Genomic DNA, 21,809 nt, shown 5'->3' on the forward strand with positions numbered 1-21,809 from the left:
CTGGCTTGCCGCTTGAAACTGAACGCTTAATGCTTTCTTTTTACCCTTCCCTCCAAAGGGGCTCTGGCCCCTTGAAAGCCCCGTGTTACGGGGCTTTCGTTTGTCTAGCCATCATCTTATTCGAAGCTGCGCGGACGTAGTGCATCGGGTTTCAGGAACGGCTTGGTGCCGGTATTGTCATGCTGCCCCAGTACCTGACCGTTGAACTCGGTGCCGTACATCGTGAACTTGTGGAAGTTGTTGAACTTCTCGCGTGTTTCCCTCGCATCACCGGTGTAGCGCGGGTCCTGCGGCCGCTCGTGGCTGTTGATAAAGAGCGCGACATCCCAGGCCTGCTGGTCGCTCAGAGAGCCGGGCTTGCCGAGCGGCATGTTGTTCTTGATGAAGGATGCGGCCGTGAAGACGCGGGTCATGCCGGCGCCCCAGTTGTAGGAGCCGTCCCCCCATAGCGGCGGAAAGACGGTCTGCTCGCTCAGTCGAACGCCCTGGCCATCCGTGCCGTGGCAACGGGCGCAATGCTCCCGGTAGACCTGCTCGCCGCCTTCATAGCTGGTCTCGGCGGGCATTTCGCGGCCGAGGTGGCTGAAGCCGCGACCACCGATGTTGGTCTCGTAGACCGGCGCCTTTTTCGCAAGCCACTGGTGATAAGCCGCCAGCGCGAGCATGTCGTCGCTGCCGTATTCCGGCGGCTTGCCGTTCATCGAGAACGAGAAGCAACCGGCTATGCGCTCTTCCAGCGAGTTGACGTGCTGATTCTTGCCGCGAAAGTCCGGCAGGGTCGTTGCCGCAGGCCACACAGGTCCGGACCAGTTCAGGCGGCCTTCGCCCATATGGCAGTTTTTGCAGTTCAGGTCGTTGAACACATACTCGTCGCGGAACTGCTGGGTGTTAATGAACATATCGCGGCCGCGCAGAATAACCTTGCGAAGCTCCGGGTTGATACTTTCATCCTGCATCAGGTCGTCGACGGTCGGCGCCTCGTGCACATACTGGCCTTCCTTGAACGCAGGCAGCTGCACAGGGACGTCCGTTTGTGCCTGAGCAATACCGGACCCAAGCAGAGTTGTCACCAGGACGGGAGTCAGTCGGCGAGGCATGTCAGAGATCTCCCTGCATCGGTTGGCGGGCGAGGTAGGTGGCTACGGCTTCGATCTGTTCGTCCGAAAGGCGGGCGGCGATGGCCAGCATCAACTGGTCCGGGTCATTGCTTCGCGCGCCGCTCTTCCAGGCCTGGAGTTGCTGTTTGATATAGCCGGCGTGCTGGCCGGCAAGGCGCGGAAAGGCCGAGCCGACACCTTCGCTGCCGGGCCCGTGGCAGGTTTCGCAGGGCACGACGTAGCTGTCCCAGTCGCCGCGAGTCGCCAGTCTCTCTCCGTGGGCCATCAGCTCCGAGTCGGCATCCGGCAGCGGGGGAACGGCGGCTGTCTGGCTGGCATACCAGGCCGCCACATCCGCGATCTGCTGGTCATCGAGGTTATCGACATTCGGCGCCATGATGGCGCTCTGGCGCGTGCCGGTGCGGTAGTCCTGCATCTGCTTTTCAAGGTATCCGGCATCGAGCCCGGCCAGGCGCGGGAAGCCGGCGGCATCGTTGCCGGCGCCGTCCAGACCGTGGCAGGCCAGGCAGGGGGCGCCGCTGCCATCGCCCTGCATTACGATGGTCTGGCCACGCTGTGCGTCGCCAGCAGCGTGCGCCATGCCGCAGAAAACGAGCGCGCCGGCCAGTAAGCAACCGAGCTTTGCATTCATCATTGGACCCCGGTGGATTGTGGTTTGTATTTATTTAGATATTTCTAAATTAGATAAGCTTATAACAAAAATGGATTTCGTTGCGCAATAGGACATTGGATAGATCTGCCGTTATCTTAGAATACGACCGTGCGACAGGGAGGCGGCCGGGCTTTCGGTGCTAGACTGCACATTCGTTTCGTTCATACCGCAGGCCAAGGAGGTGCCAGTGCTATCCATCACCCCGCCAGGGTACCTACAGCCCGGAGTTGCGAGACTCGAAACGCAGCCTCTTCCTGCGCCCCCGTTGTACCAACAGAAACCGTTCCGAGCCTGCTGAGGATCCGCCATGCCCGTCGTTCTGTATGTGCTCTTTTTCGTCTCCATTCTTCCGGTGCTGCTGGCCGGTGTCGGCAATTTCTTCCGTGCCCGGCAGTTCGGCGCCTTCGACAACCATCATCCCCGTTTGCAGCAGGCCCAGCTCGAGGGTACCGGTGCCCGCGTGCAGGCAGCCCAGGCCAATGCCTGGGAAGCGTTGATGGTGTTCGGCAGCAGCTGTTTCATTGCTTACGCCAGCGGCGTTCCTCTTGAGTCCTTGAGCCTGGTGGCCCTGGTGTTCCTGCTGTGTCGAATCCTGCACGCCATTTTCTATATCGCCGACCTCGCCATGCTGCGGTCGCTGATATTCGGCGTCGCCACGCTCTGCTGTTTCTATATCGTCTACCTCGCCGCAACCCTGTCCTGACGCAGAGATACCCTGGATGGCCGGTGCCGGGCATCAGCTGCCGGGGGATGCCTGAGCAGTCGCGGCCCTTTAGCTTATCGAGGACAAGGCATGAAGATCGGAATACTCGCCGCCGGGATCAGTCCCGAAGAACTGCGGTCCCGGCACGGTTCCTACGCCGAGATGTTCATCGCGCTGCTGGGTGCGTCCGAGCCGTCCTTCGGCTTTCGTACTTACGAAGTGCGCAACGACGACTTCCCGGATGCCGCGACCGACTGCGACGGCTGGATCATCACCGGATCCGCCTGTGGCGTTTACGACAACCTGCCCTGGATGGTACGCCTCAAGCAGCTGGTGCTCGCCATTTACCAAAGCGGCCGTCCGCTGGTCGGAATCTGCTTCGGTCATCAGATCGTCGCGTCGGCGTTTGGCGCCCGCGTCGAAAAGTTCGACGGCGGCTGGGGCGTTGGGCGTCAGTACTACCGTATCGAGGGCAGGCATGCCTTCGTCGAGCCCGATACCCGGGGCTTCACGATAAACGCCATGCACCAGGATCAGGTGCTGGAGCAGCCCGCCGGGGCAAAGATTTTTGCCACCTCCGACTTCTGTCGCTTTGCCGGTCTCGTATACGACGACCGCATCTTCACGCTCCAGGCCCACCCGGAGTTCAGCCTCGAGTTCGAGGCCGCGCTGCTGAAGCTGCGCAGCGGGGCCGTGATACCGCAAGCGGTGGCAGAAGGCGCACTGGCCACCCTGGCACCGGATGCAAGCCTGGACTCGGCGCTTGTCGCGCGGTGGATGGTCAGGTTTCTCACCGGGCTTGAGGGCCCATTAGATGGGGCGGAAGCCGCCGGTCCGAAAACAGAACGCTAAACGCAGGGCTCTCCTTTTCGGGTAGGGGTAAGGCATCGCCAAAGCGACTTGAAAGGACGGGCATTCCCCGCAGCCGCAGGGATGAGCTGGTCGAGAGGTTCGCGGCGAGGCGCCGCTCCTACGAATTTCCCGCTGATAGTCTCCGTCGGCGCCGGTGGTCCGTATTGGCTCCTGTCATACCGATCTTCCTGTCATCCTTCGCGGTCGTTGGGGCCAGGGCGCTTTGCGCTGCGGTCTCTTTCGGGCCGATACGACACCCGCTGTCGGTTTGCGACAGTTCCTGCCGGCGGGGGCGCCCGCCATTGCGCTGTCTCTGGCGCCCGCTGCTGCCCGCAGGGGACGCGAACATGCGTCTGAGCGACAGCGACGCCGACGCGTGTCGTAAATGAATATCATCAGGACGCCAGCGAACATTTCGTGACCGGGGTAGGGGGCTACTATCGGCTCCATGGGAATCAGAGCCGTTCTGTGGGGGAGCCGCCTGTCCTGAAGATGACCGTCCGGTTGTCAGCGGCCTTATTTCGGGCCGATGCCGGGGTGCGCCTGCGCATCCCCCCAGAAAATCAAAGCGAAACCCAACAAAAACTTTCCGGCTGAAAGTCTTGGCGAGGAGATCATAGATGTTTAGCAAGAACGACAACATTCAGAGTTTCGACGAGGCCCTGTGGGCGGCGATGCAGGCTGAGGCGCAGCGTCAGGAAGAGCATATCGAGCTGATTGCGTCCGAGAACTACACCAGCCCGCGCGTGATGGAAGCTCAGGGGTCGGTGCTGACCAACAAATACGCCGAGGGCTATCCCGAGAAGCGTTACTACGGTGGTTGCGAGCACGTCGACGTTGTCGAGCAGCTGGCCATCGATCGCGCCAAGGAACTATTCGGCGCCGATTGCGCCAACGTCCAGCCGCACTCCGGTTCCCAGGCCAGCGCTGCCGTTTACATGGCGCTGTGCCAGCCGGGTGACACCGTACTGGGCATGAGCCTGGCGCACGGCGGTCACCTGACCCACGGTGCGCACGTCAACTTCTCCGGCAAGATCTACAACGCCGTTCAGTACGGCCTGAACGACAAGGGCGAGATCGACTACGACCAGGTCGAAGCGCTGGCCCGCGAGCACAAGCCGAAGATGATCGTTGCCGGCTTCTCCGCCTACTCCCAGATCGTCGACTGGGCCCGTTTCCGTGAGATCGCCGATGAAGTGGGTGCCTACCTGTTCGTCGACATGGCGCACGTTGCCGGTCTTATCGCCGCTGGCCTGTACCCGAACCCGATGCCTTACGCCGACGTCGTTACCACCACCACCCACAAGACCCTGCGCGGTCCGCGCGGTGGCCTGATCCTGGCGCGCTCCAACCCGGATCTGGAAAAGAAACTGAACTCCGCCGTGTTCCCGGGCGGTCAGGGCGGCCCGCTGATGCACGTCATCGCTGCCAAGGCCGTTGCCTTCAAGGAAGCGCTGTCTCCGGAATTCAAGGATTACCAGGCGCAGGTGCTGAAAAACGCCCAGGCCATGGCCAAGGTGTTCATCGAACGCGGTTACGACGTCGTGTCCGGCGGCACCCAGAACCACCTGTTCCTGCTGAGCCTGATCAAGCAGGGTCTGACCGGCAAGGACGCGGATGCTGCCCTGGGTCGTGCCTCCATCACCGTGAACAAGAACGCGGTGCCGAACGATCCGCAGTCGCCGTTCGTGACTTCCGGTCTGCGTATCGGTTCGCCGGTCATCACCACCCGCGGTTTCAAGGAATCTCAGTGCGAAGCGCTGGCCGGCTGGATCGCCGATATCCTCGACGCCATGCAGGCCGGTGATGCCGAGCCCGTCATCGCCGAGGTGAAGGGCAAGGTTCACGCCCTCTGCGCCGACTATCCTGTTTACGGCTAAGCATCGCTAACCCCCGGGCGCACGCCCGGGGACTCGACGAATTACCGCCCGGGGATGCCGGGCTATCTGGGGGAGCTGGCACCATGCAGCATTATTCCGGTTTCGGGCTGTTGAAACACGCCCTGAGTTACCACGAGAACTGGCAGCGCGTCTGGCGCAATCCCACGCCGAAGAAGAAGTACGACGTCATCATCGTCGGCGGCGGCGGTCACGGCCTGGCGACTGCGTACTACCTGGCCAAGGAACACGGCATCACCAACGTCGCGGTGATCGAGAAGGGTTACCTCGGCGGCGGCAACACCGCCCGTAACACCACCATCGTGCGTTCCAACTACCTGTGGGACGAAGCGGCTCACCTGTACGAGCACGCGATGAAGCTGTGGGAAGGCCTGTCCCAGGACCTGAACTACAACGTCATGTTCTCCCAGCGCGGCGTACTGAACCTCGGCCACACTCTGCAGGACATGCGTGACATCCAGCGCCGCGTCAACGCCAACCGTCTCAACGGTATCGACGGCGAAGTGCTGGACACCAAGGGCGTGCAGGAAATCGTGCCGATGATGGACTGCTCCGCCAACACCCGCTACCCGGTGCTGGGCGCGTCCTGGCAGCCGCGTGCCGGCGTCGCCCGTCACGACGCCGTGGCCTGGGGCTTTGCCCGCGCCGCCGATTCCTACGGCGTGGACCTGATCCAGCAGACCGAAGTGGTCGACATGATCATCGAGGACGGCGCCATCGTCGGCGTCAAGACCAACCGTCACGGCGACATCAAGGCCGACCGTGTGGGCTGCGTCGTTGCCGGCAACTCCGGCGTGCTGGCCAACATGGCCGGCTTCGAGCTGCCGCTGGAGTCGCACCCGTTGCAGGCGCTGGTATCCGAGCCGATCAAGCCGATCCTGGACACCGTTGTCATGTCCAACCACGTGCACGGCTACGTCAGCCAGTCCGACAAGGGCGACCTGGTCATCGGCGCCGGTATCGACGGTTACAACGGCTACGGTCAGCGCGGCAGCTACCCGACCATCGAGCACACCGTCGCTGCGATCATCGAGCTGTTCCCGATCTTCAGCCGCGTGCGCATGAACCGGCAGTGGGGCGGTATCGTCGATACCTGTCCGGATGCCTGCCCGATCATCTCCGCGACGCCGGTCGAGAACCTGTTCTTCAACTGCGGCTGGGGTACCGGCGGCTTCAAGGCCACTCCGGGGTCCGGCAACGTCTTCGCCGCGACGCTGGCGAAGGGCGAAGCCCATCCGCTGGCCAAACCGTTTTCCATGTTCCGCTTCTACGACGGCTCGCTTATCGACGAGCACGGCGCAGCGGGTGTGGCGCACTAAGGGGAGTTATTTCGATGTTCTATATCTACTGCCCGCATTGCGGCGAGCACCGCGAAGAAGAAGAGTTCCACGCCAAGGGTCAGGCGCACATCGCCCGCCCGGCGGATCCGGACAGCTGCAGCGACAAGGAGTGGGGCGAGTACCTCTACTTCCGCAAGAACCCGCGCGGCCTGCACCACGAAATGTGGGTTCACGCCGCCGGCTGCCGCAAGTTCTTCAACGTGACTCGCGACACCGTCAGCTACGAAATCAAAGAAGTCTACAAGATCGGGGAGCGGCCGTCCGTGGTCGCTGCCGGCAACTAAGGGAGCGGACAATATGAGCCAGAAAAACCGTCTCGCCTCCGGCGGGCGCATCGACCGTTCCAAGCCGCTGCGCTTCAAGTACAACGGCCGCGAATACCAGGGTTATCAGGGCGATACTCTCGCTTCTGCACTGCTGGCCAACGGCGTCGACGTCATCGGCCGCAGCTTCAAGTACAGCCGTCCGCGCGGTATCGTCGCAGCCGGTGCCGAAGAGCCGAACGCCGTACTGCAGCTGGGCGCCACCGAAGCCACCCAGGTGCCGAACGTACGCGCCACCCAGCAGGAGCTGTTCGGTGGCCTGGTGAGCAGCGCCACCAACGGCTGGCCCAACGCTGACATGGACCTGATGAGCTATGTCGGCAAGGTCGGCGGCCGCATGATGCCTCCGGGCTTCTACTACAAGACCTTCATGTACCCGCAGTCGATGTGGGAGACCTACGAGAAGTTCATTCGCAAGGCTGCAGGTCTTGGCCGCTCGCCGCTGGAAAACGACCCGGATACCTACGACAAGATCAACCATCACTGCGACGTCATGATCGTCGGTGCCGGCCCCGCAGGCCTGGCTGCCGCGCTGGTCGCTGCCCGCAGCGGTGCCCGCGTGATCCTGGCCGACGAGCAGAACGAGTTCGGCGGAAGCCTCCTGCACAGCCGCGAGAAGATCAACGGCCGTCCGGCAGCCAACTGGGTCGCCGAGACCGTTGCCGAGCTCGAGAAGCATCCGGAAGTGCTGCTGCTGCCGCGTTCCACCGTCAACGGCTACCACGATCACAACTTCCTGACCATCCATCAGCGCTGCACCGATCACGTCGCTGATCAGGCGCCCAAGGGTCAGGTGCGTCAGCGCATGCACCGCGTACGCGCCAACTGGGTGGTGCTGGCGACCGGCGCCCACGAGCGTCCGCTGGTTTACGGCAACAACGACGTGCCGGGCTGCATGGTTGCGTCCGCGGTTTCGACCTACATCAACCGCTACGGTGTGGTGCCGGGCAACGAACTGGTGCTGATGACCACCAACGACTACGCCTACCAGACCGCGCTGGACTGGGCCGATGCCGGCCGCAAGGTTGTAGCCATTGTCGATACCCGTCAGAACCCGAAGGGTGCCCGAATCGAGGAAGCGCGCAAGCGCGGCCTGAACGTCATCACCGGTTCCGCGGTGATCGAGGTGCAGGGCAGCAAGCGTGTCTCCGGCGTATCGGTCGCTCCGATCGATGCTCGTGGCGACAAGGTTACCGGTTCCGTTCAGCGCCTGTCCTGCGACACCGTCGCAAGCTCCGGCGGCTGGAGCCCGGTCATCCACCTGTCCTGCCACACCGGCAGCCGTCCTGAGTGGCGTGACGACATCATCGGCTTCGTACCGGGCAAGACCGTTCAGCGTCAGCTCACCGCCGGCGGCATCAACGGTACCTACAGCCTGCGCAAGGTACTGGAGGAAGGTGCCCGCACCGGCGCTCAGGCTGCCGAGAGCGCCGGTTTTGCCGACGCCGCCAAGGGCATCGCGCTGCCGCTGTCCGAGGAAGTGCAGGAAGGTCCGGCCATGGCACTGTTCCACATTCCGCACACCAAGCCGACCGCGCGTGCGCCGAAGCAGTTCGTCGACTTCCAGAACGACGTCACCGCGTCCGGCATCGAGCTGGCGACCCGCGAGGGCTTCGAGTCGATCGAGCACGTCAAGCGCTACACCGCGATGGGCTTCGGTACCGACCAGGGCAAGCTGGGCAACATCAACGGCATGGCGATCGCCGCCAAGTCGCTGAACCAGACGATCCCGCAAACCGGCACCACCATCTTCCGGCCGAACTACACGCCGATCACCTTCGGTGCCATCGCCGGCCGTGACTGTGGCGAGCTGTTCGACGTCAAGCGCTACAGCGCCATGCACCGGTGGCATGTCGAGCACGGTGCGCTGTTCGAGGACGTCGGTAACTGGAAGCGTCCCTGGTACTTCCCGAAGGCGGGCGAGTCGATGCAGGACGCGCTGGACCGCGAGTGCAAGGCGACCCGCGAGAGCGTCGGTATCCTCGATGCCTCGACCCTGGGCAAGATCGACATCCAGGGCAAGGATGCGCGCGAGTTCCTGGCACGCGTCTACACTAACGCCTGGGCCAAGCTTGGTGTCGGCAAGTGCCGTTACGGCCTGATGTGCGGTGAAGACGGCATGGTGTTCGACGACGGCGTGACCTCGTGCCTGGCCGAGAACCACTTCCTGATGACCACCACCACCGGCGGCGCAGCGCGCGTACTGGAGTGGCTGGAGCTGTATCATCAGACCGAATGGCCGGAAATGGAGGTGTACTTCAACACCGTGACCGACCAGTGGGCGACCATGACGATCTCCGGTCCCAACAGCCGCAAGCTGCTGGCCGAGCTGACCGATATCGACCTGGACGGCGACAGCTTCAAGTTCATGGACTGGCGTCAGGGCAAGGTGGCCGGTGTACCGGCGCGGGTATTCCGCATCTCCTTCACCGGCGAGCTGTCCTACGAGATCAACGTTCAGGCCAACTACGGTCTGTATGTCTGGGAGAAGCTGTTCGAGCACGGCGCCAAGTTCAACCTGACGCCGTACGGCACCGAAACCATGCACGTTCTGCGTGCCGAGAAGGGCTTTATCATCGCCGGTCAGGACACTGACGGCTCGGTAACCCCGATCGACCTCGGTATGAGCTGGTGCGTGTCGAACAACAAGCCGTTCAGCTACATCGGCAAGCGCGGCATGGCACGGGAAGACTGCAACCGTCCCAACCGCAAGCAGCTGGTGGGCCTGAAGGCGAAGGACCCGAAAAAGGTCATTCCGGAAGGTTCTCAGGCGGTCGACGATCCGAAGCAGCCGCTGCCGATGAAGATGCTGGGTCACGTGACGTCCAGCTACTACAGCGCCAACCTCGGTCACTCCATCGCCATGGGGATGATCCGTGACGGCCACAACCGGATGGGTGAAACCGTCTATTACCCGCAGGCTGACGGCAGCGTGATCGAAGCCGAAATCTGCAGCCCGATCTTCCTGGATCCGAAAGGGGAGCGTCAAAATGTCTGAGATGATTGCACCGGAAAAAGTCGCCGCCAACAAGCCTGAAGCCGTTCAGGAAGTGGCGCGGATGAACCAGCTGGCGGGTCCCGCCCAGCGGGCAGAGTCGCCGCTGCATCATGCGGATCTTGGCACCATCGCCCAGAAGGGCCCGAAGAATGGTGGCGTCACGCTGCAGGAGCACAAGCTGCTGGGTCACCTGGTGATCCGCGGCAGCCAGGACAACCAGGCGTTCCTGGCCGGCGCCCGCGAAGCGCTCGGTTTCGACCTGCCGACCGCGCCGCTGAGCTCGGTTCAGCAGGGCGATCGCTCCGTGCGCTGGATTTCGCCGGACGAATGGCTGCTGATCGTGCCGGGTGAGGAGGCGTTCGACGTCGAAGAGCAGCTGCGTGCGGCGATGGGCGGTCACTTCGCCATCGTCAACGTCAGCGGCGGTCAGACCGTGCTGGAACTGTCCGGCCCCGAGGCCCGCAGTGTGCTGAAGAAGTCGACCCCGTACGACGTGCACGACCGCAATTTCCCGGTTGGCAAGGTGGTCACTTCGGTGTTCGCCAAGACCCAGGCGGTGATCCGCCGCACCGGTGAGCAGAGCTGGGAGCTGGTTATCCGTCGTAGCTTCGCTGACTATGCCTGGCTCTGGCTGCAGGACGCCAGCGCCGAGTATGGACTGGTCGTCAAGGCCTGATCGAAGCGCACGGTCAGCGCCGGTCCGGGGTCGCAGCTTCGCGCTTTTGCCTGGACCGGTGCCTGGCTGTGGCTACTAAAGGACGCCAGCGCCGAGTATGGACTGGCCGTCAAGGCCTGACCCGCTTGGGTGATAGGACGGGGCTGAAGCCTTCAGCCCCTTACTGGCACAACGGCAGCCGCTGCTGGCGGCTGCCGTTACAGACAACACGCGAGGATGAGCGATGACAACGAAACCCCAACCCTGGATCTTAACCGCCAGCTGCCCGAGCCGGCTCGGGACCGTGGACGTGGTCACGCGCTTTCTGGCGGAAACCCGCAATTACGTGCTTGAAATACAGTCATTCGACGATCGCGCACTGGATCGTTTCTGCATCCGCGTCGAGTTTCGTCCCGAGCGGGACGGCTTCAGCGCCGATGACTTCAACGAAGCCTTCGCCGAGCGCGCCGCCGAATTCGATATGAGCTGGGAGCTTACGGCGCCGGATCACAGGCCCAGGGTCGCCATCCTGGTGTCGAAGTACGATCACTGCCTCAATGATCTGCTGTACCGCTACCGTACCGGCCAGCTGAACATCGAGATCCCGGTCATCATTTCCAACCACCCCGACCTCGAGTCGCTGGCGCAGTGGCACGGCATCCCGTACTACCACCTGCCGATCACTGCGGACACCAAGCCGCAGCAGGAAGCGGAGGTCTGGAAACTGATAAACCAGTACGAGGCCGAGCTGGTGGTGCTGGCCCGCTACATGCAGGTGCTGTCGCCGGATCTGTGCAGCAAGCTGGACGGCTGGGCGATCAATATTCACCACTCACTGCTGCCGGGCTTCAAGGGCGCCAAGCCCTATCATCAGGCCTGGGAGAAAGGTGTCAAGCTGGTGGGCGCGACGGCGCACTACGTCAACAACGACCTCGACGAGGGGCCGATCATCACCCAGGGGATTCAGTCGGTCAATCATGTCCACTACCCAGAGGATCTGATCGAAAAAGGCCAGGACATCGAGCGCGTCACGCTGTCCAAGGCAATCCGCTATCACATCGAGAAACGGGTGTTCCTGCACGGCCAGCGCACCGTGGTTTTCGCCGACTGACGGCGCCAACAGACTTTCCGAATCGGGACGCCCCGCAATGCGGGCCGTCCGACCTCAAACCCCGGGCCTGGTTTACGCTCTTAGAGCTCCCCCAAATCCCAACCAGGTCTCGGGGCTCCTTTCGAGGGGAGCTCCAAGAGCTCCCCGCTTTTCATCAAAGAACGCCAACCAGGTCTCGGGGCTCCTTTTTACGTAGGGCGCACTGACCGCCATGGATGGCGGAAATACTAGAAACGCAGGAGCTGTTTATAGTAGAGCGAAGCGAACTGCGCCGTATGTGTGGCACGTTTCGTTTCACTCAAGGTGCCCTACGTTGCCCCGCTTTGCGCAACGAATGCCAATCAGGTCTCGGAGTCTATATCTCGCCTGTAGGAGCCCACTCCGTGGCGAAGCTTCGGCCGGGAGCGAGGCGGTTCGCCCGGAGACCGGGCTCCTACAGAAGCTTACCGCCGTCCCCGGCGGCCGCTGCGCTCAAGGTGCCCTGCGTTGCCCCGCTTTGCGCAACGAATGCCAATCTGGTCTCGGAGTCTATATCCCGCCTGTAGGAGCCCACTCCGTGGGCGAAGCGTCGGCCGGGAGCGATGCGGTTCGCCCGGAGACCGGGCTCCTAAAGAAGCTCACCGCCGTCCCCGGCGGCCGCTGCGCTCAAGGTGCCCTGCGTTGCCCCGCTTTGCGCAACGAATGCCAATCAGGTCTCGGAGTCTATATCTCGCCTGTAGGAGCCCACTCCGTGGGCGAAGCCTCGGCAGGGGCTGATGCGGTTCGCCCGGAGACCGGGCTTCTGCAGGAGCTCAGCGGCGGTCGTTGTGCTAAAGGCCCGGAGCACCGCTGGGCGCAGTGATTGTGGGAGCCGCGCCCCGCGGCGAATGAATCCGGCACCGGAAGGTCTGGCCTGCGCTTAGCCCCGGCGGTTCTGTCGCGCCTGGGTCGGCGAGACGCCGAAGTAATCGCGGTAACAGTGGCTGAAGTGGGTGGTGCTGACGAAACCGCAGGCCACGGCGATGGCGGCGATGGATTCGCTGGTCTGAAGCAACAGCCTGCGCGCGCGGGTAATGCGCAGCTCCAGGTAGTACTTCGACGGGGTGCTGTCGACATGTCGCTGGAAAAGACGCTCGATCTGGCGTCGCGACAGGTTCACCAGGGCGGCAATTTCTTCCATGCCCAGCGGCTCTTCGATATTGGCTTCCATCAGCTCCAGCACCGCCCGCAACGCATCGGGCAGTGTCGGGTCGCTGGCCACCGTCGGCATGGGGCGGTCGGGTTGCTCGCCGATCCGGTCGCAGCTGAGGATCTCCTCGATCCCGCGCACCACTTCCTGGCCGTAGTGCTGCCGGATCACGGCCAGCATCATGTCCAGGGCGCTGCTGGCGCCGGCGCAGGAGACGCGGTCGCGATCGATAACATAGGGCTGCCGGGACAGCCGTACCTTGGGGCAGGTTTCCTCCAGGCCGTCGCGGTTCTCCGGGTGCAGGGTGCAGTCATAGCCATCCATCAGCCCGGCCCATGCCAGCAGCAGACTGCCGTTCCAGAGTCCGCCTAGGGTCAGTCCGCGGCGGCCGGCTTCCTGCAGTTTCTCGGTGAGCTGGCGATTGGCCAGCAGCGGCGTGCGGTAGCCGCCGCATACGAACAGCAGGTCGAGTTCGCCGACATCGAGGTCGTATAGCGCGCCGCTCACCGAGATGTCGATGCCGAGGTCGCTGCGTGCCTCGCTGCCGTCCAGGCTCAGAGTACGAAAGCTATAGAGCGGATCGCAGCTGAGCAGGTTCGCCGTGACCAGTGCATCGACCGCGCCGGTGAAGGCCATCATCGAGAAGTGCTCGAGCAGTACGAAGCCGATGCGTATCGTCGCCGGGCGTGCGTCTCCCTGTTGTTTCAGGTAGGCCTGATTGCTGCGGCGAAAATGGCTGTCGAAGGTACGCGGACGGTTGGTCGGTGACATGGTGATCGCTGATCTGGTTCTACTAATGGCTTATTGTAACCCATTTCGCCTGCCGGACTTCGCGCAGCGGAAGGACTTTGACCGAAGTCCTGGCGAAGATGAAAAAAAGCCCCGGCGCGTGGCCGGGGCTTGTTATCGTGGCGTTAACCGTTGCGACTGGGGCGCAACGGTTCGTCCTGCCTTATCAGGCCGCGACGGTGCTGTGCGGGTCGATAACGAATTTCTTCGCCGCACCACCGTCGAAGTCGGCGTAGCCCTTCGGGGCCTCGTCGAGGCTGATGACCTGGACGTTGACGGCGTCGGCGATCTTCACCTTCTCGAACAGGATCGCCTGCATCAGCGGGCGGTGGTACTTCATCACCGGGCACTGGCCGGTGTGGAAGCTGTGGGACTTGGCCCAGCCGAGACCGAAGCGCATGCTCAGGGCACCGTGCTTGGCGGCGTCGTCGACCGCACCCGGGTCTTCGGTCACGTACAGGCCCGGAATACCGATCTGGCCGCCGGCGCGGGTCAGGGACATCGCCGAGTTCAGTACGGTGGCCGGTGCTTCCTTGCCGTGGTTGCAGCCGCAGGCATGGGCTTCGAAACCGACGCAGTCGACGAAGGCGTCGACTTCGCGCTCGCCGAGGATCGCCTCGAGCTTGTCGGCCATGTCGCCGTCCTGGGTCAGGTCGATGGTTTCACAGCCGAAGCTGCGCGCCTGGGCCAGGCGGTCTTCGATCATGTCGCCGACGATGACGCAGGCGGCGCCGAGCAGCTGGGCGGACACGGCCGCCGCGAGGCCGACGGGGCCGGCACCGGCGATGTAGACGGTGGAGCCCGGGCCGACACCGGCGGTGACGCAGCCGTGGAAGCCGGTCGGGAAGATGTCGGACAGCAGCGTCAGGTCCTTGATCTTCTCCATCGCCTGATCGGCGTCGGGGAACTTCAGCAGGTTGAAGTCGGCGTAGGGCACCATGACGTATTCGGTCTGGCCGCCGACCCAGCCGCCCATGTCGACGTAGCCGTAGGCGGCACCCGGACGCGCCGGGTTGACGTTCAGGCAGATGCCGGTCTTGCCTTCCTTGCAGTTGCGGCAGCGGCCGCAGGCAATGTTGAAGGGCACCGATACCAGGTCGCCGGGCTTGATGAACTCGACGTCACGGCCGGCTTCGATGACCAGACCAGTGATCTCGTGGCCCAGCACCAGGCCGGAGGGCGCGGTGGTGCGGCCGCGGACCATGTGCTGGTCGCTGCCGCAGATGTTGGTGGTGACGACTTTCAGGATGACACCGTGGTCGCATTTGCGATTGCCGAGCTCGAGCTTGGGATAGGGGATGGACTCGACGGCGACTTCACCCGGACCCTTGTACACGACACCGCGGTTGGCTTGACTGGTCATGCGCCAGCTCTCCTTCTGATTATTGTATTGAATGGCCGGTATGGGGCGTTGCGCGGCTGGATGCATCGAAGTGAAGCGCCGCGTATCGCCTCAGATGCCTACACTAGTTTTTCGCCGGTATGACGACCTGTCTGATTAAGGCGTTCACTTATCTATTTGAGACATCGGCCGCGCAGCGGTCGGATTCAGCATGGTGACAGGTCGCTGCCTGACAAGTCGGTTTTCCGCCTTGGCTCGATAATCGCCGCAGATGCTGCCTCCCCGTGTTCCAGGGCGAGCGGATATGGGAGTGCAGGGCGGCAGCATCGCTCAACGATAACTTATAACGAAACGCGAGCTGCACAGCGGGGCGGAGGTGATATGGGCATCAGTGTATTTGACCTGTTCAAGATCGGTGTGGGGCCATCCAGCTCCCATACCGTAGGACCGATGCGTGCGGCGGCGGATTTCGGCGCCCACCTGGAAAAGCTGGCGTTGCTGTCGGATGTGTCGGGCCTGCGGGTCGAGCTGTACGGATCCCTCAGTGCAACCGGTGTCGGCCACGGTACCGACAAGGCGGTGATCGTCGGTCTGATGGGGCATCGTCCGGACATGATCGATCCGGATGTGATCGAGCCCTCGGTTGAAGAGCTCAAGAACAGCGGCGTGCTGAACCTCATGGGGTCGCGCGAAGTCCCCTTCGTCTGGGCGCGTGACATGCAGCTGCTCGAAGAGTGCCTGCCGTATCACCCCAACGCGATGCGCCTGAGCGCCTACAGCGACGAGCAGCTGCTGTACAGCAATACCTACTATTCCATCGGCGGCGGCTTCGTTATCGATGAGGCCGAGGCGGTTGCCGGTGCCTCCCTGGTGCCCCAGGTGGAGCTGCCCTACGACTTCAACAGCGCGGCGGAACTGCTGCGGCTTTGCAAGACCCACAATCTTCGCATCAGCGAGCTGATGATGGAGAACGAGAAGGTGTGGCGCTCCGAGCAGGAAGTTCGCGAAGGCCTGATGGCGATCTGGCAGGCGATGCAGGCCTGTGTCGATCGCGGTCTCAGCCGCGAGGGTATCCTGCCGGGCGGGCTCAAGGTGCGACGTCGCGCCGCCAGCCTGCATCGTTCACTGACTCAGGCCAGCTCGCAGAACGTGATCAGCTCGACGCTGAGCGCGATGGACTGGGTCAACCTCTACGCGCTGGCGGTGAACGAGGAGAACGCAGCGGGCGGACGCATGGTGACGGCGCCCACCAACGGTGCGGCCGGCATCATTCCGGCGGTGCTGATGTACTACATGCGCTTCAAGGACCAGGCCCGCGACGAGGACGTCGTCGACTTTATGCTGGCGGCGGCGGCGGTTGGCGCGCTGTGCAAGAAAAACGCTTCGATCTCCGGCGCCGAAGTCGGCTGCCAGGGTGAGGTCGGCTCGGCCTGCGCCATGGCGGCGGCGGGTCTGACCGAGGTGCTCGGCGGTACGCCGGAGCAGGTAGAGAATGCCGCCGAAATCGGCCTCGAGCACAACCTCGGCCTGACCTGCGACCCGGTGGGCGGCCTGGTGCAGGTGCCCTGCATCGAGCGCAACGCCATCGCGGCGATGAAGGCGATCAACGCCACCCAGATGGCCCTGCGCGGCGACGGCGAGCACTTCATCTCCCTCGACAAGGTCATCAGGACCATGCGCGACACCGGTCGCGATATGCAGGACAAGTACAAGGAAACGTCCCGCGGCGGTCTTGCGGTCAACGCTATCGAGTGTTGATGCTCGTAGGAGCGGCGCCTCGCCGCGAATGTCGATGACGGTGCAGCCGTTTGGATATTCGCGGCGGGGCGCCGCTCCCACCATTACGCGTAACGCGTAACCCTTCAATACTTCCGCCAGTCCGGATTTTCGAAGGCCTCGACCAGAAAGTCGATGCACTGTCGTACCTTGGGCGACAGGTGCCGACTCTTGGGGTAGACGGCCCAGACCGCGGCGTCGTGGCAGCGGTAGTGGTCCAGCACGCTTACCAGGCTGCCGGATTCGATGTGCGGCTCGACGATATAGTCGGGAAGGCAGGCCACGCCCAGACCCTGCAGCGCCGCGTATAATACCAGCACGCCGGAGTTGCCCCGCCAGTTGCCTTCGACTCTCAGTTCCTTGCGCTGGCCGTTTTCACAGAACCACCAGTGCGAGGCAGATCCCTTCAGACAGTTGTGGCGCTGCAGGTCCTGCGGCGTCTGCGGCTCTCCGTGTACGGCAAAATATCCCGGTGTGGCAACGAAGTACTCGTTGCGGTCCGCCAGCCGGCGTGCCACCAGGTTGGAATCTTTCAGTGTTCCGAGCCGGATCGCCAGGTCATAGCCTTCATTGACCAGGTCCACCGAGCGGTTGGTCAGGCTGAGGTCGAGGCTCAGGCGCGGGTGCTGTTGCGCGAAGCGGGTCAGCATCGGGCCCAGATAGCGCTCGCCGAAGGTCGAGCCGCAGCTGACCCGCAGCAGCCCGTGGGGCTCGTTGCTGAAGCTGGTGATCTGCTGTTCGGCGTGGCTGAAACCGTCGGCCAGGTGCTGGCACTGTTCGTAGAACCACTGGCCGGATTCGGTAAGGGTGACGCGGCGTGTGGTGCGCACCAGCAGTTGCGTATTGAGGCGATGCTCCAGATGGCTCAGCAACCGGCTGATATGGGAGTTGGATACGCGAAGCTGGGTGGCTGCCGCTGACAGGCTGCCCAGGCGGGCGACTTCGATAAAGGCTTCGATACTTTCCCATCGATGCATGGGCTGACTCTGCTCTGTCCGGGGGCGCTGTGGTACTCTTTTGGTGCGCCGGGCGCCGTAGGGCGTTTGGGGCAACTGCCTAAAATATAACAGGTTTCTCGGGTTGTTGCCGGACTGCAATAATCATTTGCTGTATTGGTTATTTCACCCCCTTTTACTGAGTCGAAAAACGACTAAAGTGTGCCCATCCCCGACGCAGGACGCCGTCAACCGGTTTTCAGAGCCGCCGGTCAGAGGGTCAGACCCCGCCAAATGCGCCCATGTGGTGCAATCGGACGGGGAGCAGGCTTTTCCAGCTACTGTCCCGTAGCGGTATGTGCCTGAATTATTACTATAAGAATGAGACTGGCATAGCGATTGCTTTGCTGGTCATCAGCAATCAACCGGATTGTTGAAGGAGTTTAGAACGATGCACGAATCCCTCTCTGGTACCCGCACCTCCGCCGAAGTCAAAAGCCGTAACATCGGTTTTCTGCTGTTGAACAACTTCACCATGATTTCGCTGGCCTCGGCCATCGAGCCGCTGCGCATGGCGAATCAGCTCAGCGGCAAAGAGCTCTACAACTGGTACACCCTGACGGAAGACGGCGCGCCTGTGCAGGCCAGTGACGGTATCCGCATCACCCCCGACGCGGCCATGACCGATGCGCTGGAGCTCGATACCATTATCGTTGCCGGCGGCGTCAACATCACCCGCAGCTACAGCAAGCGCGAGCTGTCCTGGCTGCAGGCCATGGCGCGCAAGGGGCGCAAGCTCGGCGGTATCTGCACCGGCGCTTACGCGCTGGCGGAAGCCGGTCTGCTCAACGGCTATGAGTGCAGCGCCCACTGGGAGTGCATTGCCTCGCTGCAGGAAGCCTACCCGAAGGTCAACTGCACCAACCGCCTGTTCTCGGTCGATCGCGACCGCATCACCAGCAGCGGCGGCACCGTGCCGCTGGACATGATGCTGAACCTGATCAAGCAGGAACATGGCTACCAGCTGTCGGCGGCGATCTCCGAGATGTTCATCTGCGATCGCATCCGCAACGAAACCGATCATCAGCGCATCCCGCTGCGGCACGTGCTCGGCACCACCCAGCCCAAGCTGGTGGAAGTGGTGGCGCTGATGGAAGCCAACCTCGAGGAAGCCATCGAGCTTGACGAGCTGGCGAGCTATGTCGGCCTTTCGCGTCGCCAGCTCGAGCGACTGTTTCAGAAGTACCTGCAGTGCTCGCCGTCGCGCTACTACCTGAAGCTGCGCCTGACCCGTGCGCGTCAGCTGCTGAAGCAGACGTCGATGTCGATTATCGAGGTGGCCTCCGCCTGCGGCTTCGTTTCGACGCCGCACTTCAGCAAGTGCTACCGCGAGCACATTGGCATTCCGCCGCGGGAAGAGCGCATGGGTATGCGCAGCAACCGCCCGGTACCGGGCGCGATGCTGGTCGACAACGTATCGCCGCAGCTTGGGCTTTACGACCGCATGCCGGAGATCATGCCCTCGACCACCGCTCTCGCTGCGCTGACCGAGGCCCAGTCCGAGCCGAGCTACGGTTCGGTTACGCTGCAGTAAAAGGTGACGGCTGACGCGTCGTAACGCGTTGCCTGAATAACCTCCGCGGACCGGTAAAATGTAGGATGGGTTAGCGGCGTATGAAGGGAGTTTCACCGTCTGGCAATGGGTTCGCGCGCCGCGTAACCCGTCATAGGCGCCGAAGGCGCCTTGGTGTCCGATGGCAGGGAGGTTGAAGCGACCTTCGAGATGCATCGGTTTCCGGATCGCGCTATGCCAGCCGAAACCAATCGGTCTGTACAACGATCGATATGATGGGTTCGCCGCCGTGAGCCAGGCGCAGCTTTGAACGCGCGTGCCGATGGCGGCTTAACCCATCCTACATCCAGTGGGGCAGGGTGCCCAAATCTGCCGGCACTTCCTCGCCGTGACTGGTCTGGTACCTGGTGCGGAAGCTTCACCGCGAGGGAAGTGCCCTTCGGGTGCGCACCTCCCGGGATAGTCGCCACACCCGTCACCCGTCACCCGTCACCTGTCACCCGTCACCCGTCACCTATCACCCGTCACCCGTCACCTATTCAAGACCCCGACTCCGTGTCGGGCTTTGTCGTTTTAAGAACAGCCGCCTACGCTTTCGAGGCCCTGCGTTTTTCAGGGTTTATCCGCTGCAGCCCCCGTAATTACTGGGTTTTCGATAAATGCATCGCGCCTGACGCTTTTGACAATCAGCAGGTCGTTTTTAGTGACTTACCCCTGCGGGTGAAGGAATAGACTGGCCTCATCGCTGCTGCCACTGGATCTTTTTTGTGCAGTGGCGGCGAGCAACCGCATCTGGCCGTGATTCGGCCCGGTATCCGAACTTGGGGGAGACGAATGAACGCTGCTGAACTGCACCAGGATGCCATCGTTATCGATGGTCTGATTATCGCGAAGTGGAATCGCGAACTGTTCGAGGACATGCAGAAGGGTGGCCTGACCGCTGCCAACTGCACCGTCTCGGTCTGGGAAGGTTTCCAGAACACCGTCAACAATATCGTAGAAGTGAACCAGTTGATGCAGGCCAGCAGCGATCTGGTGCGCCCGGTTCACAGCGTTCGCGATATCCGCCGCGCCAAGGAAGAGGGCAAGACCGGCATCATCCTGGGCTTCCAGAACGCTCACGCCTATGAAGACCAGATCGGTTACGTCGAGATCTTCAAGAAGCTCGGCGTTGGCATCGTGCAGATGTGCTACAACACCCAGAACCTGGTCGGCACCGGCTGCTACGAGCGCGACGGCGGTCTGTCCGGTTTCGGTCGTGAGATCGTCGCCGAGATGAACCGTGTCGGCGTCATGTGCGACCTGTCCCACGTCGGCTCCAAGACGTCCGAAGAGGTCATCCTCGAGTCGAAGAAGCCGGTCTGCTACTCCCACTGCCTGCCGTCCGGACTCAAGGAGCACCCGCGCAACAAGTCCGACGAGGAGCTGAAGTTCATCGCCGACCGCGGCGGCTTCATCGGCGTCACCATGTTCGCCCCCTTCCTGAAGAAAGGTATCGAGTCGACCATCGAGGACTACGTTGAGGCGATCGAGTATGTCGTCAATATCGCCGGCATCGACCAGGTCGGTATCGGTACCGACTTTACCCAGGGCCACGACAAGCAGTTCTTCGAGTACCTGACGCATGACAAGGGCTATGCCCGTCGTCTGACCAACTTCGGCAAGATCATCAACCCGGAAGGCATCCGCACCATCGGTGAATTCCCGAACCTGACCGAGGCGCTGCTCAAGCGCGGTTTCGGCGAGTCCGAAGTGCGCAAGATCATGGGCGAAAACTGGGTCCGCATCCTCGGCGAAGTCTGGGGCGAATAAACCTAGGGCGCCTTCGTAGGGCACCTTGAGCGCAGCAACCGCCACGGATGGTGGGAAGGCTGGCATCGCAGGAGCATATGCCAGCGAAACGTGCCTACTCTGGCGGTGCAGCTCGCTTCGCTCGGTGCACCCTGCGCTCAAGGTGCCCTGCCAACTTAACGAATTATGTTTGGAGATTTAACGATGGGTGTACACGCTCCCGAAATGCCGATCCAGGTTGACGACGAAACCGGCGTCTGGACCACCGATGCGCTGCCGATGCTCTACGTGCCTCGCCACTTCTTCGTCAACAACCATATGGCGATCGAAGAGGAGCTGGGTCCGGAACGCTATGCCGAGATCCTGTACAAGGCCGGCTACAAATCCGCCTACTACTGGTGCGAGAAGGAAGCCGAAGCGCACGGCATCTCCGGTGCCGACGTTTTCGAGCACTACATGAAGCGACTGTCGCAGCGTGGCTGGGGTTTCTTCATCACCGAGGCGCTGGATCTGGAAAAGGGCACTGCCCGCGTTCGCCTGGAAAACTCGGCGTTCGTCTACCAGTATGGCAAGGTCAACCGCAAGGTCGACTACATGTTCACCGGCTGGTTCGCCGGCGCCATGGACCAGATCGCCCAGAGCCTGGGTTACGACGTCAAGACCCGCGCCGTGCAGACCCAGAGTGCCGCCGAAGAAGGTTGTGACTACGGCATCTTCGAAGTATCGCCGATCTAATTTGCGCCGGCCGTCGGCCAGCCGCAAGCCATAACTACAGCGCCGGGCCC

17 protein-coding genes are annotated in these 21,809 nt (G+C 62.6%); 12 read left to right on the top strand and 5 right to left on the bottom strand.

Features of this window, described 5'->3' with window-relative positions:
- Nucleotides 1-116: 116 nt before the first annotated feature.
- Nucleotides 117-1,019 carry a c-type cytochrome gene (locus IEX85_RS15570; RefSeq protein ID WP_229721959.1) on the bottom strand — a complete coding sequence of 301 codons (903 nt, stop codon included), beginning with the start codon at nt 1,017-1,019 and terminating at the stop codon, nt 117-119.
- Between the two features lie 79 nt (nt 1,020-1,098).
- Nucleotides 1,099-1,749 carry a c-type cytochrome gene (locus tag IEX85_RS15575; RefSeq protein ID WP_229721960.1) on the bottom strand — a complete coding sequence of 217 codons (651 nt, stop codon included), beginning with the start codon at nt 1,747-1,749 and terminating at the stop codon, nt 1,099-1,101.
- Nucleotides 1,750-2,077: 328 nt separating this feature from the next.
- Between IEX85_RS15575 and IEX85_RS15580 the strand changes: the two genes are divergently transcribed.
- From IEX85_RS15580 to purU, 8 genes are all read left to right on the top strand, one after another.
- Nucleotides 2,078-2,473 (top strand): MAPEG family protein, encoded by a 396-nt coding sequence (locus IEX85_RS15580; RefSeq protein WP_188861543.1) that lies wholly within the window; start codon nt 2,078-2,080, stop codon nt 2,471-2,473.
- 90 nt (nt 2,474-2,563) lie between these two features.
- The gene (locus tag IEX85_RS15585) at nt 2,564-3,325 is read left to right on the top strand and encodes a glutamine amidotransferase-related protein (protein ID WP_188861544.1); all 762 of its coding nucleotides are present in this window, start codon (nt 2,564-2,566) and stop codon (nt 3,323-3,325) included.
- Between the two features lie 620 nt (nt 3,326-3,945).
- The gene (gene glyA, locus IEX85_RS15590) at nt 3,946-5,205 is read left to right on the top strand and encodes a serine hydroxymethyltransferase (RefSeq protein ID WP_188861545.1); all 1,260 of its coding nucleotides are present in this window, start codon (nt 3,946-3,948) and stop codon (nt 5,203-5,205) included.
- A gap of 83 nt (nt 5,206-5,288) precedes the next feature.
- Nucleotides 5,289-6,542: a sarcosine oxidase subunit beta family protein gene (locus tag IEX85_RS15595; RefSeq protein ID WP_188861546.1), complete on the top strand. Its 1,254-nt coding sequence runs from the start codon at nt 5,289-5,291 to the stop codon at nt 6,540-6,542.
- Between the two features lie 14 nt (nt 6,543-6,556).
- Nucleotides 6,557-6,847, top strand: coding sequence for a sarcosine oxidase subunit delta (locus IEX85_RS15600; RefSeq protein WP_188861547.1), 291 nt, complete (start codon nt 6,557-6,559; stop codon nt 6,845-6,847).
- A gap of 13 nt (nt 6,848-6,860) precedes the next feature.
- A complete protein-coding gene (locus IEX85_RS15605; protein ID WP_188861548.1) occupies nt 6,861-9,884 on the top strand; it encodes a sarcosine oxidase subunit alpha in 3,024 nt (1,007 codons plus the stop codon).
- Complete coding sequence (locus IEX85_RS15610; RefSeq protein WP_188861549.1) at nt 9,877-10,560, top strand: sarcosine oxidase subunit gamma; 684 nt, start codon at nt 9,877-9,879, stop codon at nt 10,558-10,560. The genes IEX85_RS15605 and IEX85_RS15610 overlap by 8 nt, the downstream gene beginning before the upstream one ends.
- Nucleotides 10,561-10,783: 223 nt before the next feature.
- Nucleotides 10,784-11,650 (top strand): formyltetrahydrofolate deformylase, encoded by an 867-nt coding sequence (purU, locus tag IEX85_RS15615; RefSeq protein ID WP_188861550.1) that lies wholly within the window; start codon nt 10,784-10,786, stop codon nt 11,648-11,650.
- A gap of 898 nt (nt 11,651-12,548) precedes the next feature.
- On the opposite strand, the gene IEX85_RS15620 is transcribed toward purU, so the two are convergent.
- Nucleotides 12,549-13,589 carry a GlxA family transcriptional regulator gene (locus IEX85_RS15620; protein WP_188861551.1) on the bottom strand — a complete coding sequence of 347 codons (1,041 nt, stop codon included), beginning with the start codon at nt 13,587-13,589 and terminating at the stop codon, nt 12,549-12,551.
- A gap of 184 nt (nt 13,590-13,773) precedes the next feature.
- A complete protein-coding gene (fdhA, locus tag IEX85_RS15625) occupies nt 13,774-14,970 on the bottom strand; it encodes a formaldehyde dehydrogenase, glutathione-independent (RefSeq protein WP_188861552.1) in 1,197 nt (398 codons plus the stop codon).
- Between the two features lie 360 nt (nt 14,971-15,330).
- Here fdhA and IEX85_RS15630 point away from each other — a divergent pair, with 360 nt between their 5' ends.
- A complete protein-coding gene (locus IEX85_RS15630; RefSeq protein WP_188861553.1) occupies nt 15,331-16,707 on the top strand; it encodes an L-serine ammonia-lyase in 1,377 nt (458 codons plus the stop codon).
- 104 nt (nt 16,708-16,811) lie between these two features.
- On the opposite strand, the gene IEX85_RS15635 is transcribed toward IEX85_RS15630, so the two are convergent.
- Complete coding sequence (locus tag IEX85_RS15635) at nt 16,812-17,702, bottom strand: LysR family transcriptional regulator (protein WP_188861554.1); 891 nt, start codon at nt 17,700-17,702, stop codon at nt 16,812-16,814.
- 409 nt (nt 17,703-18,111) lie between these two features.
- Here IEX85_RS15635 and gbdR point away from each other — a divergent pair, with 409 nt between their 5' ends.
- The 3 genes from gbdR to IEX85_RS15650 all read left to right on the top strand — a co-directional run bounded on the left by gbdR (nt 18,112) and on the right by IEX85_RS15650 (nt 21,759).
- Entirely contained in the window at nt 18,112-19,254 is a 1,143-nt protein-coding gene (gene gbdR, locus IEX85_RS15640) for a choline metabolism transcriptional regulator GbdR (RefSeq protein ID WP_188861555.1), read from the top strand.
- An 813-nt stretch (nt 19,255-20,067) separates the two neighbouring features.
- A complete protein-coding gene (locus tag IEX85_RS15645) occupies nt 20,068-21,045 on the top strand; it encodes a dipeptidase (RefSeq protein ID WP_188861556.1) in 978 nt (325 codons plus the stop codon).
- A gap of 183 nt (nt 21,046-21,228) precedes the next feature.
- Nucleotides 21,229-21,759 carry a 4-vinyl reductase gene (locus tag IEX85_RS15650; protein ID WP_188861557.1) on the top strand — a complete coding sequence of 177 codons (531 nt, stop codon included), beginning with the start codon at nt 21,229-21,231 and terminating at the stop codon, nt 21,757-21,759.
- Nucleotides 21,760-21,809: the final 50 nt, after the last annotated feature.

The organism is Marinobacterium nitratireducens, from assembly GCF_014645375.1.
Taxonomy (GTDB): domain Bacteria; phylum Pseudomonadota; class Gammaproteobacteria; order Pseudomonadales; family Balneatricaceae; genus Marinobacterium_A; species Marinobacterium_A nitratireducens.